The organism is Thermovenabulum sp. (genome assembly GCF_049723235.1).
In the GTDB taxonomy this organism is placed as follows: domain Bacteria; phylum Bacillota; class Thermosediminibacteria; order Thermosediminibacterales; family Thermosediminibacteraceae; genus Thermovenabulum.
The window spans coordinates 15,530-32,875 of record NZ_JBNARB010000023.1; the positions used below are offsets into that span (position 1 = coordinate 15,530).

17 protein-coding genes, 3 tRNA genes and 1 other annotated feature are annotated in these 17,346 nt (G+C 39.6%); all 20 genes read right to left on the minus strand.

Going from position 1 to position 17,346, the window contains the following annotated elements; all coding sequences use genetic code 11:
• Positions 1-16 precede the first annotated feature (16 nt).
• Positions 17-325 carry an ArsR/SmtB family transcription factor gene (locus tag ACPLOV_RS10160; protein ID WP_424911114.1) on the minus strand — a complete coding sequence of 103 codons (309 nt, stop codon included), beginning with the start codon at positions 323-325 and terminating at the stop codon, positions 17-19.
• On the minus strand, positions 322-1,701 hold the full coding sequence (locus ACPLOV_RS10165) for a radical SAM protein (RefSeq protein ID WP_424911115.1): 1,380 nt from the start codon (positions 1,699-1,701) through the stop codon (positions 322-324). The genes ACPLOV_RS10160 and ACPLOV_RS10165 overlap by 4 nt, the downstream gene beginning before the upstream one ends.
• Before the next feature lie 299 nt (positions 1,702-2,000).
• The gene (ppdK, locus tag ACPLOV_RS10170; protein WP_424911116.1) at positions 2,001-4,643 is read right to left on the minus strand and encodes a pyruvate, phosphate dikinase; all 2,643 of its coding nucleotides are present in this window, start codon (positions 4,641-4,643) and stop codon (positions 2,001-2,003) included.
• 129 nt (positions 4,644-4,772) lie between these two features.
• Positions 4,773-5,228, minus strand: coding sequence for a DMT family transporter (locus tag ACPLOV_RS10175; protein WP_424911117.1), 456 nt, complete (start codon positions 5,226-5,228; stop codon positions 4,773-4,775).
• Between the two features lie 132 nt (positions 5,229-5,360).
• Positions 5,361-7,160, minus strand: a complete 1,800-nt coding sequence (ftsH, locus tag ACPLOV_RS10180) for an ATP-dependent zinc metalloprotease FtsH (protein WP_424911119.1) — start codon at positions 7,158-7,160, stop codon at positions 5,361-5,363.
• Between the two features lie 70 nt (positions 7,161-7,230).
• Complete coding sequence (gene hpt, locus ACPLOV_RS10185) at positions 7,231-7,776, minus strand: hypoxanthine phosphoribosyltransferase (protein WP_424909884.1); 546 nt, start codon at positions 7,774-7,776, stop codon at positions 7,231-7,233.
• 29 nt (positions 7,777-7,805) lie between these two features.
• Positions 7,806-9,182, minus strand: coding sequence for a tRNA lysidine(34) synthetase TilS (gene tilS, locus ACPLOV_RS10190; protein ID WP_424909883.1), 1,377 nt, complete (start codon positions 9,180-9,182; stop codon positions 7,806-7,808).
• Between the two features lie 37 nt (positions 9,183-9,219).
• Entirely contained in the window at positions 9,220-11,532 is a 2,313-nt protein-coding gene (locus tag ACPLOV_RS10195) for a SpoIIE family protein phosphatase (protein WP_424909882.1), read from the minus strand.
• Positions 11,533-11,744: 212 nt separating this feature from the next.
• Positions 11,745-11,819 (minus strand) — tRNA-Glu (locus ACPLOV_RS10200).
• A 5-nt stretch (positions 11,820-11,824) separates the two neighbouring features.
• A tRNA-Met gene (locus ACPLOV_RS10205) sits at positions 11,825-11,901 on the minus strand.
• Positions 11,902-11,912: 11 nt separating this feature from the next.
• A tRNA-Met gene (locus ACPLOV_RS10210) sits at positions 11,913-11,989 on the minus strand.
• Between the two features lie 164 nt (positions 11,990-12,153).
• Positions 12,154-12,648, minus strand: coding sequence for a flavodoxin family protein (locus ACPLOV_RS10215; RefSeq protein ID WP_424909908.1), 495 nt, complete (start codon positions 12,646-12,648; stop codon positions 12,154-12,156).
• A gap of 129 nt (positions 12,649-12,777) precedes the next feature.
• The gene (locus ACPLOV_RS10220) at positions 12,778-13,620 is read right to left on the minus strand and encodes a methyl-accepting chemotaxis protein (RefSeq protein ID WP_424909907.1); all 843 of its coding nucleotides are present in this window, start codon (positions 13,618-13,620) and stop codon (positions 12,778-12,780) included.
• 214 nt (positions 13,621-13,834) lie between these two features.
• A complete protein-coding gene (gene rplL / locus ACPLOV_RS10225) occupies positions 13,835-14,212 on the minus strand; it encodes a 50S ribosomal protein L7/L12 (protein WP_424909906.1) in 378 nt (125 codons plus the stop codon).
• Positions 14,213-14,292: 80 nt separating this feature from the next.
• The gene (gene rplJ / locus ACPLOV_RS10230) at positions 14,293-14,811 is read right to left on the minus strand and encodes a 50S ribosomal protein L10 (protein WP_424909905.1); all 519 of its coding nucleotides are present in this window, start codon (positions 14,809-14,811) and stop codon (positions 14,293-14,295) included.
• 25 nt (positions 14,812-14,836) lie between these two features.
• Positions 14,837-14,984, minus strand: a sequence feature (ribosomal protein L10 leader region).
• An 18-nt stretch (positions 14,985-15,002) separates the two neighbouring features.
• Entirely contained in the window at positions 15,003-15,701 is a 699-nt protein-coding gene (gene rplA, locus ACPLOV_RS10235) for a 50S ribosomal protein L1 (RefSeq protein WP_424909904.1), read from the minus strand.
• 59 nt (positions 15,702-15,760) lie between these two features.
• On the minus strand, positions 15,761-16,186 hold the full coding sequence (gene rplK / locus ACPLOV_RS10240) for a 50S ribosomal protein L11 (protein ID WP_424909903.1): 426 nt from the start codon (positions 16,184-16,186) through the stop codon (positions 15,761-15,763).
• A 29-nt stretch (positions 16,187-16,215) separates the two neighbouring features.
• Positions 16,216-16,749 (minus strand): transcription termination/antitermination protein NusG, encoded by a 534-nt coding sequence (gene nusG, locus ACPLOV_RS10245; RefSeq protein ID WP_068747238.1) that lies wholly within the window; start codon positions 16,747-16,749, stop codon positions 16,216-16,218.
• Between the two features lie 16 nt (positions 16,750-16,765).
• Entirely contained in the window at positions 16,766-16,972 is a 207-nt protein-coding gene (gene secE, locus ACPLOV_RS10250) for a preprotein translocase subunit SecE (protein ID WP_424909902.1), read from the minus strand.
• A 24-nt stretch (positions 16,973-16,996) separates the two neighbouring features.
• On the minus strand, positions 16,997-17,146 hold the full coding sequence (rpmG, locus tag ACPLOV_RS10255; protein ID WP_068747240.1) for a 50S ribosomal protein L33: 150 nt from the start codon (positions 17,144-17,146) through the stop codon (positions 16,997-16,999).
• Positions 17,147-17,346: the final 200 nt, after the last annotated feature.

Genomic DNA, 17,346 nt, shown 5'->3' on the forward strand with positions numbered 1-17,346 from the left:
GGTGTTTACCGGGCTTTCATGTTCCTTCATAAACTTCCCTTTTTAATAAAATCATTATTTCTTCCAGGTTTAAAAGAAAGTCCTTAATGGCCTCACTTCTTAAGCTGTAGTAAACGTACTTGCCCTCCTGGCGGCTTTTTAATATCCCGCTGATTTTCAAAAGCCTGAGATGCCCCGAAATGTTGGATTGAGTAGCTCCCAGTTCTTCAACCAGCTGGCTAACGGTTTTTTCTTTTTCTTTGAGGGCTTCCACTATCCTGAGCCGGGTTTTATCCGATAGGCTTTCTAAAAATCTTAGCTTGTATTCCGAAAGGCTGGAACTCAACTTTCAACCTCCTCTAATTCAATTTTTTCTTGCTCTCCATGGGTTTCATACCAAATTCTATCCGCAAGTTCTCCCCATTTTTGAGCGTAGGGCTTCAGTTTTTCCGCAAATTCCGCAGCAGTTTCATCCGCATGAAGCTGGGTAGGATATGCACCGCTTTCTTCCACAATTTCTTTCAGCATTTCTGGGTTATCAATTAATGGACAGGGCCTGCGCATATTCAAATTGAAGGGCTGCCTCTTTTGATATGCCCTCATAATTGGAGAGCCCAGTGCTTCCTTCAGGGAAACATTCTTAATATTACATGTAGAATAATGTACAAAAGCGCAGGGTTCTACTTCTCCCTGGGCGTTTATATGTAGATATCTTCTACCTCCTGCAATACATCCGTTGGAAGCTTCTCCGTCGTTCCAGAAATCCATAATAAAAATGGGTTTTGTCCTTCTATATTCCAGTATTCTGTCATACATATACGCCCTTTGCTCGGGAGTCGCCATTAATTCCAGGTCCACATCTTTACCAATCGGAATGTATGTAAAATACCACGCAAAAGCCACACCTTTATCCACCAGCATGTCTACGAACTCCTCGCTGGCCAATTCTTCCGTATTGTTCCTTGTGTAAGTAACCGATACTCCGTATAATAGACCAGCCTTTCTCATTCTATCCATTGCATCCATAACTTTTTTGAAAACGCCTTTGCCGCGCCTTTTATCCGTAGATTCCTCAAAGCCCTCAATGCTGAAAGCAAGAGTAATGTTCCCTACCCTTTTCATTTCCTCAATTAGTTTATCATCAATTAAGGTACCGTTTGTGAAAAGGTGAAAACCCATGGAATTATGTTTTTCCGCTAATCTTATTATATCATCTTTTCTTAATAATGGCTCCCCTCCGGACATAACTATAAAATAAATTCCCAGTTCCTCGGCCTCTGTCAATATCCTGTCTAAAAGTTCATAGCTGAGTTCTTCCTTTCTCTGGTAATCTCCGGCCCAGCATCCGATACAGTTAAGATTGCACCTTTCAGTTGGATCTATTAAAAGAGCCCATGGTACAGAATATCCGAGTTTTTTTGCGTTTTCCATTTGTTTTTGCACTCCGAAAAAATTAGCATTTAAGAAAAAGTTTACCGCAAATTTTTGTTTGACATAAGGATCTACTTCCGTCAGTAATCTCTCGGCGAGTTTGTACCAATTGGAATCTTTGTTTTTTAGAAAACTCTTTACATTGCTGACATTTTTTCTGTGGTGTTCGGGCATGGGAAGTTTTTCAACCCATTCTACTATTTTTTCGATGTTATTAACCGGTTCCTTTACGATAAATTTAAGTCCCTGCTCCAAAACCTTCTCTCCAATATAGGTTCTGGCTAAATCCATATAAAAGACCCCCTTATTTTTATTTTTTATAATTTTTTATAAGCATTTCTAAATTATATATATTCTTCGTCATATCATTATATGATGATATGTCTAACATATATTATACTTTTTACCATTTATTTGTCAATAAAATAACCAAAGAATTTACTAAAATTCACTAAGCCAAATTGATCAATTAAAATTCACACCATTCACGTAAAATGAGATAATTGAAATTAATGCAGGATATCGACGTATAAAAAAATCCCTTCTAATATCGTTAATTAGAAGGGATTTATAAACTCATTTTTTATCTTTTATTTTAACCTTTCTTTCAGGACGGCGTGAGCTGCTGCAAGTCTCGCTACCGGAACCCTGAAGGGCGAACAGCTGACGTAATCAAGGCCTATCTCATGACAGAATTCTATGGAATTAGGTTCACCGCCATGCTCTCCGCAAATGCCTATTAAAATTTCCCGGTTGACCTTTCTTCCCTTTTCTACCGCAATCTTCATCAATGCCCCTACTCCATCTCTATCCAAGACAATAAAAGGATCCTCGTTTAAAATTTTATTGTTTATATAATAGGGCAAAAACTTGGCTTCTGCATCGTCCCGGCTCAGTCCATAAGTAGTTTGGGTAAGGTCATTTGTGCCAAAAGAGAAAAATTCTGCATACTGGGCTAATTCATCCGCGATAAGGCAGGCCCTCGGGAGTTCTAACATCGTCCCTACCTTATACTCTACTTTTATGCCCTCTTCTTCCATTATTCTTTTTGCTATCTCATGGACTCTTTCTGTTAATTTTTTCAATTCGTTTACATTGCTGACTAAGGGTATCTCCACTTCGGGCAATACTTTTATTCCCTTTTTGGCTAAACGGCAGGCTGCATTGAATATCGCCCTGATTTGCATATCGTAAATTTCGGGATATAATATACCCAGACGGCAACCTCTCAGTCCCAGCATCGGGTTAAATTCTTTTAAAGACCTCACCCTTTTCAGTACTTCCTGCTTTTTCTTGAGCAGTTCTTTTTCGCCTCTTTGTTTTAATTCATTTATTTCTTCTACCAGTTCTTCCTCCTTTGGTAAAAACTCGTGAAGGGGTGGATCGAGAAGCCTGATGGTAACGGGAAGTCCCTCCATTGCCCTGAAAATGCCCTCAAAATCTTCTTCCTGAAACTTTTGTATTACAGAAAGGGCTTTTTCCCTCTCTTCAACGGTTTCGGCGATTATCATCTCCTGGACGTAGGGGAGTCTTTGCTGATCCATAAACATGTGCTCAGTCCTGCACAGTCCTATGCCTTCTGCGCCAAAGTTTCTCGCCACCTCCGCATCCTTCGGGGTATCCGCATTGGTTCTTACGGAAAGCTTTCTTGTCTCATCGGCCCAGCAAAGAAGCTCCTTAAATTCCTCCGAAAGTACGGGGTCAATCATCTTGACTTTCCCCAGGATTACATTGCCCGTGGAACCGTCAATTGAAATCACTTCACCTTTTTTTACCGTAATACCTCCAGCTTTGAATTCCTCATTTACATAATCGATACTTATAGAATCACAGCCGCAAACGCAGGGTTTTCCCATACCCCTTGCTACCACCGCTGCATGGCTGGTCATTCCGCCCCGGCTGGTCAGCACTCCTTGAGCCGCTACGATACCGTGAATGTCATCGGGTGTTGTCTCCGTTCTAACGAGAATTACCTTTATTCCCTGATGACCCAGGTTTTCCGCCTCATCGGGCGAAAAAACCACCTGTCCCCAGGCCGCTCCCGGTGATGCGGGTAACCCCTTTGCTATTATTTCCACCTTTGCCGATGGATCTATTCGGCTGTGCAGAAGCGAAGCCACCTGTTCCGGTGAAACCCTCATCAGTGCCTCTTTTTTAGTAATTAGCCCTTCTTTTGCCATATCCACCGCTATTTTCACAGCTGCCTGAGCGGTTCGTTTTCCGTTTCTCGTTTGCAGTAAATACAGTTTCCCCTTTTCAACGGTAAACTCTATATCCTGCATATCCTTGTAATGTCTTTCAAGAAGATTACTGACATTTATCAATTGTTCGTAAACTTCCGGCATTAATTCCTTCAGTTCCTCAATGTTTTTTGGAGTTCTGATACCTGCCACCACATCTTCTCCCTGGGCGTTCAGCAAAAACTCTCCGTAAAAGTGTTTCTCACCGGTGGAAGGATTTCTGGTAAAAGCCACTCCCGTTCCCGAATCATTCCCCATATTTCCAAAAACCATAGACTGTACATTTACCGCGGTACCCAAATCATCGGGAATTTTATTAATCCTTCTATAAATAATTGCTCTCTGGTTGTTCCAGGACCTGAATACTGCTTCTACAGCCATCATAAGCTGTTTTCTGGGATCCTGGGGAAACTCTCCCCGGGTTTCTTTTAAAATTAGATCTTTATAGTGTTTTATCACCTCTTCCCAATCCCTGTCATCCAATTCCGTATCAAATTCTACTCCTTTTTTCCTTTTAACGGATTCAATTATTCTTTCGAATTTATCGTGCTCCACTCCCAGCACCACATTGGAAAACATTTGAATGAATCTTCTGTAACAATCAAAAGCAAAGCGCCTATTACCCGTTGATTCATAAAGACCTTCTACCGATTCATCATTTAAACCCAGATTGAGAATTGTATCCATCATCCCCGGCATAGAAACCGGCGCCCCCGATCTCACCGAAACCAGGAGAGGATTTTTCCTGTTTCCCAGCTTTTTCCCCATAGTCTCTTCCAGCTCACCCAGGTGAGCGAAAATTTCTTCCACTATATCCTCCGGTATTTTTTCACCTTCTTTAAAATACCTGCTACAGGCTTCCGTTGTAACCGTAAAGCCGGGAGGTACCGGTAGTCCTATACGCATCATCTCGGCCAAATTCGCGCCTTTGCCCCCCAGAAGGTTTTTCATTGCCGCACTACCTTCTTGAAAGTTAAAAACAAATTTTCTCACCCATTTTCCCCCTTTACAAATATTATTATTTTATTTTATCACATTTAGTGTACTATATGTTAAAAATTATATCATAATTCTATTTTATTGTATACTTATATATTATTATTCCTAAATTATGCTATATTTTTATTTGTTCAGAAGTAATTTTGCCCCTGCGGCCAGTAAAAAAAGACCCAGCAGTTTAAGCCACGTGAAGGGGGTTTTTTCCAGGCTGAAAAGTCCAAAGTGATCTATAAGACAGGCGGTTAACACCTGTCCCACTATTATGGATGTGGTAGCCGCACCGGCACCCAATTTACGCATACTTATAATTACAAGATAGGTAATTAAGACCCCAAGCACCCCTCCTAAAAAGTAGTACCAGGGAAGTCTGCCTAAGTTTTTAAAATTTGCCTTATCTATCTTTAGCAATAACACCAGCAACATTATAAAGGCCGCGCTCAGGTGAACCAAAAATGTAGAACCCGCCGTCCCCGTAAATTTTCCCAGCCCGGTGTTCATCCCTCCCTGAACAGCCATTAAAGCACCGGAAACCATGGCAAAAATTATAAAAAGGTATACCTGCAGGTTAAAGTTAAACAAAATTCCCCTCTCCTTTTTCTCCCTTTGTTAAAATTTTTTAATGATGCTGCTTTATTTAATATCCATAATTAAAGCGGATTTTATTCATCTCATCCAACCCCGCAAAATAAAAAAACTGCCTTACAGGCAGTTTTACGCATTAGCAAATATTTCTAAAAATTCTTCTTCCGATAGTTTTTCTCTCTCCAGAAGAGCTTCTGCAACTTTATGAAGTTTATTTATATTTTCCGTGAGAAGGTTCCTGGCTCTATCATAACAGCGCTCAATTATATTCCTTACTTCCCGGTCAATCTCCGCCGCTACCTCCTCACTGTAGTTCCTTCCCCTTGCCAGGTCTCTTCCTAAGAAGACCTCTTCATGCTTATTTCCGAGGGTCATTGGGCCCAGGTTTTCACTCATGCCGTATTCCATTACCATCCTTCTTGCTATTTCCGTAGCCCTTTCTATGTCGTTCTGAGCTCCGGTGCTTATTTCATTCAATACCAGTTCTTCCGATGCCCTTCCTCCCAAAAGATGGGTGACCTGTTCTAAAAGCTCCGTTTTGCCCATGAAGAATCTATCTTCTTTGGGTAAAATCAGGGTGTATCCCCCTGCTCTTCCCCGGGGAATTATGGAAATCTCGTGTACCGGATCAACGGTAGGCAAAAGATGGGCTACCACCGCATGACCGGCTTCATGATATGCCACTAATTTTCTCTCTTTGTCGGTCATTATTCTCGCCTTTTTTTCAGGACCCGCAATTACCTTTGTGATGGCCTCTTCCAATTCCTGCATGCCTATTCTCTTTTTGTTTCTCCTTACAGCAAGAAGCGCGGCTTCGTTCAGTAAATTTTCCAGATCCGCACCGGTGAAACCGGGTGTTCTCCTGGCCAGTATGCTCAAATCCACATTTTCCTCTAAGGGTTTATTCCTGGCGTGTACTTTTAAAATCTCTTCCCTGCCCTTAATATCGGGTATATCCACCACAATTTGCCGGTCAAATCTTCCCGGCCTTAAAAGTGCTGGGTCCAGAATATCCGGCCTGTTGGTGGCGGCAATTATTATAATCCCCTCATTTATGGTGAATCCATCCATTTCCACCAGCAGCTGGTTTAAGGTCTGCTCCCTTTCATCATGCCCGCCGCCGAGGCCTGCTCCCCTCTGCCGGCCAACCGCGTCAATCTCATCTATAAATACGATGCAGGGTGCATTTTTCTTCGCCTGTTCAAAAAGGTCCCTGACCCTTGCGGCTCCAACTCCGACGAACATTTCCACAAAGTCGGAACCGCTAATGCTGAAAAAGGGGACACCCGCTTCCCCCGCCACCGCCCGGGCAAGTAAGGTTTTCCCGGTTCCCGGAGGCCCTACCAGTAACACCCCTTTGGGTATTCTTGCACCTATTTCTATGAACTTTTTGGGGTGTTTCAAAAATTCCACTACCTCCTGAAGCTCTTCCTTTGCTTCGTCCACTCCTGCTACATCCTTAAAGGTCACGCGCTTTTTGTCATCGTTTATTAGTCTTGCCCTGCTTCTTCCAAAACTCATCACCCGGCTTCCTCCACCCTGCCCTTGCTGCATAATAAAAAACCATGCGCCTATGAACAATAAACCCATTAAAACCGATGGAAGGATCTGTGACCACCACGGTGCGGCAGGGATCGGCTGGGCATTTAATATTAGTTCTCCTTTATCTATCTTGGGTTGTACCCGGGCAAGAAAAATGGTTTTATCGGGAACAAAACTGGAAAATTTTCTGCCGTCCTTTAAAACTCCCTCAATGCTGCTGTCCATCATTTTTATTTCTTGCACCTGGTTCTGATCTATTAATCGTATTAGATCTGTATAACCTATTCGGACCTCGGTTAAATCTTTGCTGGAGTACCACTGCACCAGAGATAATATCAAAATAAATATCAGCAGGTAAAAGCTGATATTCCTGAAAAAATTATTCAAAAAAGTTCCTCCCTTCCTGGGCAATCCATTCATATTTTACCATAAAGGAAAGTGATTAACAATTGCGTTTTCATCTGGCATTTATAGCTTCGGGTTTCAAAACCCCAATGAAAGGAAGATTGCGGTATTTTTCATTATAATCCAATCCGTATCCTACCACAAAATAATCCGGTATTTCAAAACCCAAATAATCTACCTTTATATCCACTTTCCTCCTTGATGGTTTATCCAGAAGCGTACAGATTTTTATATTCGCGGGGTTTCTGGATTTCAACAGGTTGTAAAGATAACTCAGTGTAAGTCCTGAATCGATGATATCCTCAACTATTAAAATATTCTTACCCTGAATGTTCTGTTCTAAATCCTTCAAAATCCTCACAACACCCGATGATTCGGTAGAAGCTCCATAGCTGGAAACCGCCATAAAATCGACTTCCAAAGGTAAGTCTATGTGCCTTATAAGATCAGCAATAAATAAAACAGCTCCTTTTAAAACTCCTACCAGTAAAATATTGTCTAAATCCCTGTAATCCCGGGTGATTTTTTCACCCAGTTCTTTTAGTTTAGCTTTTATCTCTTCCTCCGATATTAATATTTCTTTAATATCTTCTATCACATCCACTCCCCCTAAAAAAAATAAAAATATTATTGAATTTCTAAGATTAAAATTTTAGTCGTATTATCGTTAATTTTAAACCGGTCATCCAGTCTAAACCCTCCTACCCATACTATTTCCCCTTCATTTTCAACTATGGGTACCAAATTCCTTTCAAAGGAGGGTATCTTTTGATCCACAAAAAAATCTTGAAGTTTTTTCGAGAATTTAAGGCCAAAAGGAAAAAATCTGTCCCCCGGCCGGCGATTTCTAACGATTAAATTTCCTCTTATTTTACCATAATCGACAAATACCTTCAAGGGTGTTGCTTCGAGCTTAAAATTTGTCGTCCTCTCCATTAGTTCCGCAGAAATCTTCTTGCCTATCTCATCAATATAAATTTCTCCCGGAATATTAAGTACATAAGAAAAATCCTTAATTTGGCCTTTACGATAAAAATAAAATTCCTCGTAACCTTTTTCACCGCAAATGCCCCGGGGCAGCTCGACCATTTTCCCCGGAGACTGCTCAATTATAAATTCATCCAATGCTTTAATATGCTTGAATTCTATATCTTTCAATTCGCCCAGGATGTTTTCTATCACTTTTCTCAATATCCTGTACCTTGCGCCCGGAGGTTGTTTTTCAAAGGTTTTAATATATAACTTAATATAATTTTTCCCTTCGGTCACCATGGAAGGGTAGATATTTTCTATTATACTTTCTATAAAGGATACATCCAGAGCCACTATATCCGAAAGCCTCTTTACAGCATCGCTAAAGTGAGGGCAAAATTTCTGTTTAATATAAGGAATTAATTCTAACCGGATTTTATTCCTGTAGTATTCGGTTTTCAGGTTAGTGCTGTCTATTCGATAGGGAATATTGTGTTTTTTTAAATAATCTTCAATATTTGTTCTTTCAATTTCTATAAGCGGCCTTATCAGGCACCCTCTTTTGGGCTCAATTCCTATTAACCCTTCTGTCCCGGTTCCCCTGAAAATATTCATTAGAACTGTTTCTTCATGGTCATTCATATTGTGTCCCACGGCTATTTTATCCGCATTTAATTTTTCCTTGAGTCCGAATAAAAAGTCATACCTGACCCTTCTTGCCGCATCTTCGGGGGATAAACCGGTTTTTTCTATAATTTCCGGCACGTTTACCCTTTTAGAAAAAAATTTTACATTATATTTTTCGCACAAAGATTTTGCAAATTCCTCATCCTCATCGGACTCCCTGCCGCGAAAACAATGGTTCAGATGGGCAGCAAAAATTTCCAATTGGAATTCTTCCCGTATTGAACAAAAGAGGTCTAAAAGGCATACGGAATCCGGCCCTCCCGAAAGGCCTATAATTATTTTATCTTTTATTCGTACCATATCGTATTTTTTTATGGTTTCTAAAAATTTCTCTTTAATACCCATTTTTTCCCCTCAAAATCATATTTTCAAAAAAATATTATCAATTTTTTCTCTCCCATACAAGCCCTACTAAAACTGCCATATCGTCCCTCTTTTCTTCAGAACCTTCTAAAACCTTTTTTAAAATTCTTTCGGCAAATTCCTGGGGATTGGTGGTCTTAATGCTCTCGATAATTTTTATGAATTTTTCTTCTTTATCCCCCTCGGTTTTAATAGAATCCATAACTCCATCGGTTACCATAATAACCATATCCTGAGGCATAAGTTTTTTCTTTATCTTTACCGGGTTTATTCCATCCATAACTCCTATGGGAAGGGCACTACCCCTTAGCGATTCTACTTTATCCTTTCTCTTGATGAAGCTACTCACCGCTCCGGCTTTAACAAATTCCGCCATACCCGAAGACAAATCTATAAAAGTAATGTCCAGGGTGCTAAAGCTATCTCCCCCTGAGCCGTATACCTGCATTGCACTGTTTAGAATCCTGATGGCATCTTCCAGGTCATAGCCGGATTCAATAAGGTTTTCAAAAATTAAAAGGGTTTTTTCGCTGTGGTTTTTGGCCTTTTCCCCCACGCCCATACCATCACTTAAAGCCATAAAATATTTTCCTCCCAGGGTCTCGAAAAAGGTAGCACTATCTCCAGAAAAAGAAGCGCCCTCCTTAGGAATATTTACATAACCCACCGCCACGGAAAGAACGCTTCTGGGCACTATTTTTATTCTGCATTTTTCTTTGCCGCTCCTTAAAGGGCAATCCACTTTTACCATATTTGCCCCTTTGATAAATGCGTTTTCAAAAAACGGCATTATTTTTATTTCACAGGTTCTATTCCCCATGCAGGGGCGTTTAATAATATAGTAATTGTGTCCTTCTCCCTCATCACCTATAATTATGTTCTCCACATTAATGCCCTCTTTTAACAGCTCCTCCTTCAAATCTTCAGCATATCTATTTTCATCGATACCTTTTTCCGCCAGCATTTTGAGGCAGGAAGCAAAATGTTTAACCTTTTCAAAGGAAATATCCGAGATTTCCTTTACCATCGCATCGAGGACTTTTTTTAGCTCGTTTTTTTCTTTATCCATTTTAATAAATTTGTAAATTTCCTCCAGCTTTCCGCAGCGAACTTTAAAAAGTCTGGGTAAGTCTCCGTCAAGAAAAACTTCTTTGGCTGAATAAAGCTTAAATATATCGGCAATAGTTGATTTATAATCTCTATCCCAGCAAGCTTTAAAAAGAGCACACTCCCTGCATATCCTGTTTTTTATTTTTAAAATAGAATCCTCTAAGGGATTTAAGTCCCCATTCCTGATAGGATATTTATATATTTTGCCCATTTCCTCCAAGGTGTTAGCAAGCTCTACCAATTGGGTTTTAATCATTTCTTTTAATATATTATTGATATCCCCAGAACTTTCTTCATCCAGCGATAAAGTTTTTTCCAGTTTTTTTATTGCGGCTTCCGGGGTTAAAATAGTAACGATAAAGATGAGTACTAAGGACGGATAATTTAAGAAATTTACGCTTCTTAGCCCTATGTAATAATGATAAATTCCATATCCTATTAAGAAACCTGTAAATACCGCAATTTTACCGTACTTCTTTAAAAAAAAAGCAAAACAGCCGGAAATGCTGTAAAAAGTTAATGCCCAGGGTAATAAAGAAGAAGGGTATGCGAGCAAACTCAGGATAACCCCATATCCAAAGACTTCGCCGGTCCCCCGCGCAAATGCTGAAAAAACGATTATTGCCGAAATTACTAAGTTTTTAATGGGTACCCCAAAAAATACGGTATTCCCTATGAGTTTTAAAATTGATCCAAATATTATGGTAAGGGTAATCAATTTTTCTACATTTCCTCTTTCCGGGGTGTAAAAAAAGGTTAGTCCTTCGCTTAAAATGATAACACTTATATATGTTAAAAGTGTTTCCAGTATCAACAGAATAATATCATAATAAGAGAAAGCTACCCAAAGGAAAGACAAAAGTCCTCCCATTATAAGGGAAGCGGGGCACAAAAAAGGTAAAAGCCATTTTTTTATCTGTATCTCCTTTTTAAAAGTTAAAATTAACAGGGTGAAAATTATATAGGCTAATCCGTATTTCCATAAAAAATTTACATCTTTAACCCCCGTAAAGGTTCCAATGAAAACAGGCAGAATCAAATAGGCTTTGTTTTTCTCCTTCATGATAACCGAGGATATAAAAGGCAGCCCAAAGGGATAAATATTAAACAAGGAAGCATGTCCCATTATAAAACTAATTAAAATAAACATTAATTCCCGTAAAGAAATATTACTTTTCCTCAATTCCATTTCTTTCGAAGGGAAGACCTTTTTGTTTATCATTTATACCCACCCCCATATTGTGGTAGGTATTATTATAAATTTATGGGGTAATAAAAATTGTCACAATTTACCTGTTAATATTTAAAATTTATTGACATTTTGCATTATAAAAAAATAAAAGTCGCAAAATGCGACTTTTATTTACTCAAAGGATTATACTTTTTTGGAACATATTTAAATAGCCTTCGCCATTAATTTGCATAAAATAAAAATGGTGACCCTGAGGGGAGTCGAACCCCTGTTACCGCCTTGAAAGAGCGGTGTCTTGACCACTTGACCACAGGGCCACATTTGGTAGCGGCGCAGGGATTTGAACCCCGGACACTGCGGGTATGAACCGCATGCTCTAGCCAACTGAGCTACGCCGCCATGTATTCTTTTGGTTGCGGGGGCCGGATTTGAACCAGCGACCTTCGGGTTATGAGCCCGACGAGCTACCGAACTGCTCCACCCCGCGTCGAAAACCAAAATGCAATATATATTTTATAGTACGATGCGGTTTATGTCAAGATTTTTTATTGTCTCGTGTGGTTATTTTATGATAATGTCCTATTAAAATTTCTCTGTGAAAATGTCATATTATTTATGTTGCTCACTGTTTAATCGACGGTAAATGTCGGTTTAATTTGTAAAATAATTCAGCCCATTTTGTCTTATCCATTCTCTAATTTTTTCTTCAATCCCTGAATTTTTATTCTTCAAAGCATTCCTGAAAAAAATGGTAGAAAGGACATCTCCCTTTATCTTTTCTTTTAAAATATCAAATGTCTTGTTCGGGTAGCCGGCACAACAAGCAAATATAGCCACCCTTTTCCCTTTTAAGTCATAATTTGATACAAATGTATTTATATAAGGATTTGGCCTGCCGGCCCAAACCGGAGTTCCAATTATAATGGTATCGTAACTTTTTATGTCCTTCTCAAAATCCTGGATTTCTGGCGTTTCTCCAAACACAGACATTTTTCCGCCCATAAAAAACTTTAAAAATCCCTTATACTTAAACTCCTTTATAGGTATAATTTTTATTAAATCAAATCCCGTAATCTTATGAATTAAACCCGCAACAAATTCAGTGTTCCCATCAAGGGAAAAATAAACAATTATACCTTTACCCATTTACTATCCCTCCTTTGCTTTATCTAATTTAAGAATAATTATTGAGAGATAAATAAAAAAGCATCCAATAGGAAGCAAGAACAACATATCCTGCCGGTATTGATACTAAAGAAATTATAACTTTTTACTTTATACAATTTTAGATATGCTTTCCAGGTCAGTTATTAATTTATTTAATTCTTCTATGGCAGCTGTAATTTCTTCAGAAGTAAAGGCCTGGCTTTTTGCGAGTTCAAAGGTTTTCTGAATCTCATCGCTTATTTTTGACATTTTTTGTTTTATCTCTTCGGTTATTTTTTCTATATTTTTCACCGAATCTGCACTGCTTTTTGCCATTTTGCGGATTTCATCCGCAATAATGTTAAAACCCAATCCTTCCTTACCTGCCCGGGCAGCTTCAATCGCAGCATTTATTCCCAGTATGTTCGAATTCATGGCAATATTTTTTATAAAGTTTAAAATCTCTTCGGTTTTGTTTATCTGTTCTTCCATCTCTTTTTTCATTGAATCTACAATTTCCATGCACTTAGAAAGTTCCTGGGCGGAAGCAGCCAGCTCCTCTGCCGATGCAACAACTTCCTCGCTGGTGCCGGATAAAGTTTTAATAGCCTGTTCCAGCCTTTCCTGGTTTTTAAGGCTCATACCGAGGGCTATACAGCCTATCACTTTGCCTGTTTCATCCTTTACAGGTACCGAAATTGATTTAAAAGGCACTCCGTAGACTTCCTTGGGCAAAATATATTTTTGAATTTCTCCCGTTTCTATAACCTTCCATAAACGGCTATTCTCGGGAATCTTTTTGCCTTTTTGCTGGTCAAGTCTGAATTCCCCTTTAGAATAATTTGCCAGAAAACATTCGGTATCCGTTATCGATATATTGCAATCAAAGGGAAATAGGTTCAGAAAAATCGGGGTTACCTCTATTAAAGTATCCAGAAGGGATTTTTCCTCAATTTGCGTTTGGCTTTGCATTTTTTGCCTCCTTCTTTTGTAATACTTTTATTATTATTTTGGAATTTCTTTTTTTTAATATTATAACATATATTTATTTTGTTTTAATTTATTTTTGTATTAATTTGTAAACTTTTGTTAATTTTAAAAGTATAAACTATCAGGTATTTTCTAAACAAAAAAGAGGATGAATAATTCATCCTCTTTTTTGTCCTAATATATTCTTTTATAACTTTTACTTTATTTCTACGGTTGCGCCCACTTCTGCAAGCTTTGCTTTTATTTGTTCTGCTTCTTCCTTGCTGACCTTTTCCTTTATCGGTTTCGGAGCACCATCTACGAGATCTTTTGCTTCTTTTAGTCCAAGACCGGTGAGCTCTCTTACGACCTTGATAACCTTGATCTTTTCTGCTCCAGGATTTGCAAGGATTACATCAAATTCTGTCTGCTCGGGTGCAGCTTCCGCTGCCGGAGCACCGGCCGCTGGGGCTGCAGCTACCGCTACAGGTGCGGCTGCTGTAACACCAAATTTGTCCTGTAAAGCCTTTACGAGCTCTGCCAATTCAATAACGGTCATATTCTCAATAGCTTGAATGATTTCCTCTTTTGTCATTTTACATACTCCTCCTTAATTTTCCATTGATTTTATTATTTTAAATTAAACTTTTCTTTAAGGTAATTTTTTTAATGCCTTCATGAGGCTTTCTTTTCTTGAATAGCCTGTAAGGTATATACCAGGTCTCTGAGAGGTGCCTGTAATACCCATACGATACCAAAGAGCGGCGATTGTATTGCTCCCACAGCTTTTGCAAGCAGCTCTTCTCGAGGAGGCATTTTGGCAAGCTTTTCCACAATATCCTTGCCGCCTGCTTTTCCTTCTACTACCGCAGCCTTTAATTCAAGATTTTTATGGTCCTTTGCAAATTCTGTTAGAATTTTGGCTGCTGCGACGGGGTCCTTATAGCTAAAAGCTATTGCTGTAGGGCCTTCCAAATATTCATCGATATTGAAGGGCATATCCTTCGTGGCGATTTTGGCAAGGGTGTTTTTTACCACCTTGAACTCTACGCCCTGCTCCCGAAGCCTTCTTCTTAGTTCTGTGACCTCCGCTACATTCAGTCCCTTATAGTCTGCCAAAATAGCTGACTTTGCTTCGGAAAATTTCTTTTTCAATTCCTCTACTTCCTGTACCTTTTGCTCCTTAGTCAGCACTTTTTCACCTCCCCGCAGTTTATTTTATAAAAATTAAAGAGGTCTTTCTGCAGACGTAGAGAAAGACCTCTTTTATGCCCTCAAAACGCATAAAGAAACCTATATATTACACGCCTCGGTAGGATATTAAGCCTTTCGGCACCTACTGTCTGCAGCGAAGGTAATTTTCGTTATTCAATTTTAATTTTAGCCTATTTCTCCACGACCTTTAAAGGATTTATTTTAATTCCGGGACCCATTGTGCTCGAAACCACAATGCTCTTTAAATACTGTCCCTTTGCTGCTGCAGGTTTTGCTTTTATTATTGATTCCATTAACGCTCTGAAATTCTCCAGTAATTTTTGAGCCCCGAAGGATTTCTTACCTATTGGTGCATGTACAATACCCGTTTTATCTACACGGTATTCTATCTTACCGGCTTTTATCTCTTTTACCGCCTTTGCGATATCAAATGTAACGGTGCCGGCTTTCGGGTTGGGCATTAACCCTCTCGGACCCAATATTTTACCCAGTTTACCTACCGCCCCCATCATATCGGGCGTAGCAACTGCCACATCGAAATCTAAAAATCCACTTTCTATTTTTGCAATAAGCTCTTCTGCTCCCACAATATCTGCTCCCGCTTCTTCAGCTTCCTTTGCTTTTTCTCCTTTAGCGAACACCAGTACCCTCTTTGTTTTACCTGTTCCGTGGGGCAGCACCACCGTGCTCCTCACCTGCTGGTCGGCATGCCTGGGATCCACACCAAGCCTTACCGCAACCTCAATTGTTTCATCAAATTTCTTGTTTGCCGTTTGCAAAACCAGTTCCATAGCTTCCTGGGGTTCGTAAAGTTTCGTCCTATCCACAAGCTTTAAAGCTTCTTGATATGCCTTACTCCTTTTTGCCAATTATTTTCCCTCCCTGTGGTTTTATCGGAAGAATAACTCCTCCCACTTTAATGACGTAATTAGTCTACTACTGTTATGCCCATGCTGCGGGCTGTACCTTCTATCATCCTCATTGCTGCTTCCAGGCTCGCAGCATTTAAGTCCTTCATTTTAAGTTCGGCAATTTCCTTTATATCCTTTTTGGTTACCTTGCCCACTTTGTTTTTATTGGGCTCTCCCGAACCCTTTTCCACACCAGCAGCCTTCATTAGAAGTACGGATGCCGGCGGTGTCTTTAAAATAAAAGTGAAGGACCTATCCTGATATACGGTGATTTCGACAGGAATTATTAATCCTGCCTGAGCGGCTGTCTTTTCGTTGAACTCTTTGCAAAAGTTCATTATATTAATTCCCGTAGGACCAAGAGCTGGACCCACCGGTGGAGCCGGCGTCGCTTTGCCTGCAGGAATCTGTAGTTTTACCATTGCCACAACTTTTTTAGCCATTCAAACACCTCCCTTTCATTGAAGCATTTTTATATTTTTTCAACCTGGTTATATTCCAGTTCTATCGGTGTTTCCCGTCCAAAAAGCGATATTAAAACCTTTATCTTTTGTTTGTCGTGATTTACTTCTACCACCCTGCCTATCAATCCTTCAAAGGGACCGGAAATCACCTTTACATTCTGGTTAACTGCCAGGTCAATCTTTGGCTTGGGTTCTTCTATGCCCATTTGTTTTAAAATAGCCTTTACTTCCGAATCCTGAAGGGGAATTGGTTTATTACCTGTTCCCACAAATCCGGTTACTCCCGGGGTATTCCTTACCACATACCAGGAATCGTCGGTAACTACCATCTCAACGAGCACATATCCCGGGAAAATCTTTCTTTGGACCAGCTTTTTCTTGCCATTCCTTATTTCAACACTTTCTTCTACCGGGACCAGGACTCTGAAAATCTTATCCTGCATCCCCATCGATTCTACGCGTTTTTCCAGGTTTGCCTTAACCTTATTCTCATAGCCGGAATAAGTATGGATAACATACCACTTTTTTGATGCATTTTCCAAGGGGAAATACCCCTCCTTATCGGAGAATTAATTCCAGAATCTTGACAAGGAAGCTGTCCACTATCCAAATAAAAAGTCCTACCAATGCAACGGAAGTAACTACTACTATGGTAGAAGATATAAGCTCCTGTCTTGTGGGCCACGTAACTTTCTTTAATTCTGATCTCACTTCTTTAAAAAATTTCCCGCTTCTTTTCAAGAAGCCTTCTCCGCCGGCTGCCATTAAGTAAAATCCCCCTCATCCAATTTACTTCGTTTCTTTATGCAGGGTGTGTTTTCCGCAGTACTTGCAGTACTTTCTCAATTCCAATCGATCGGGATCATTTTTTTTATTTTTCTCTGTATGGTAATTCCTATGCTTGCATTCCGTGCATTCCAGCGTTATGTTTATCCGCATTCGGCCACCTCCTAACAAGTACGCATCGTCAAAATATCCTATTCTACAACAGTCACTTATAAAAATTTATCATAATTCATTTTCTATGTCAATAAAAAGCATAAAAATAAGGGGATTTTTCAAAATCCCCTTATTCCGGTAATCTTTCTTATTCAATGATCTCGGTTACTACGCCGGCACCTACCGTCCTGCCACCCTCA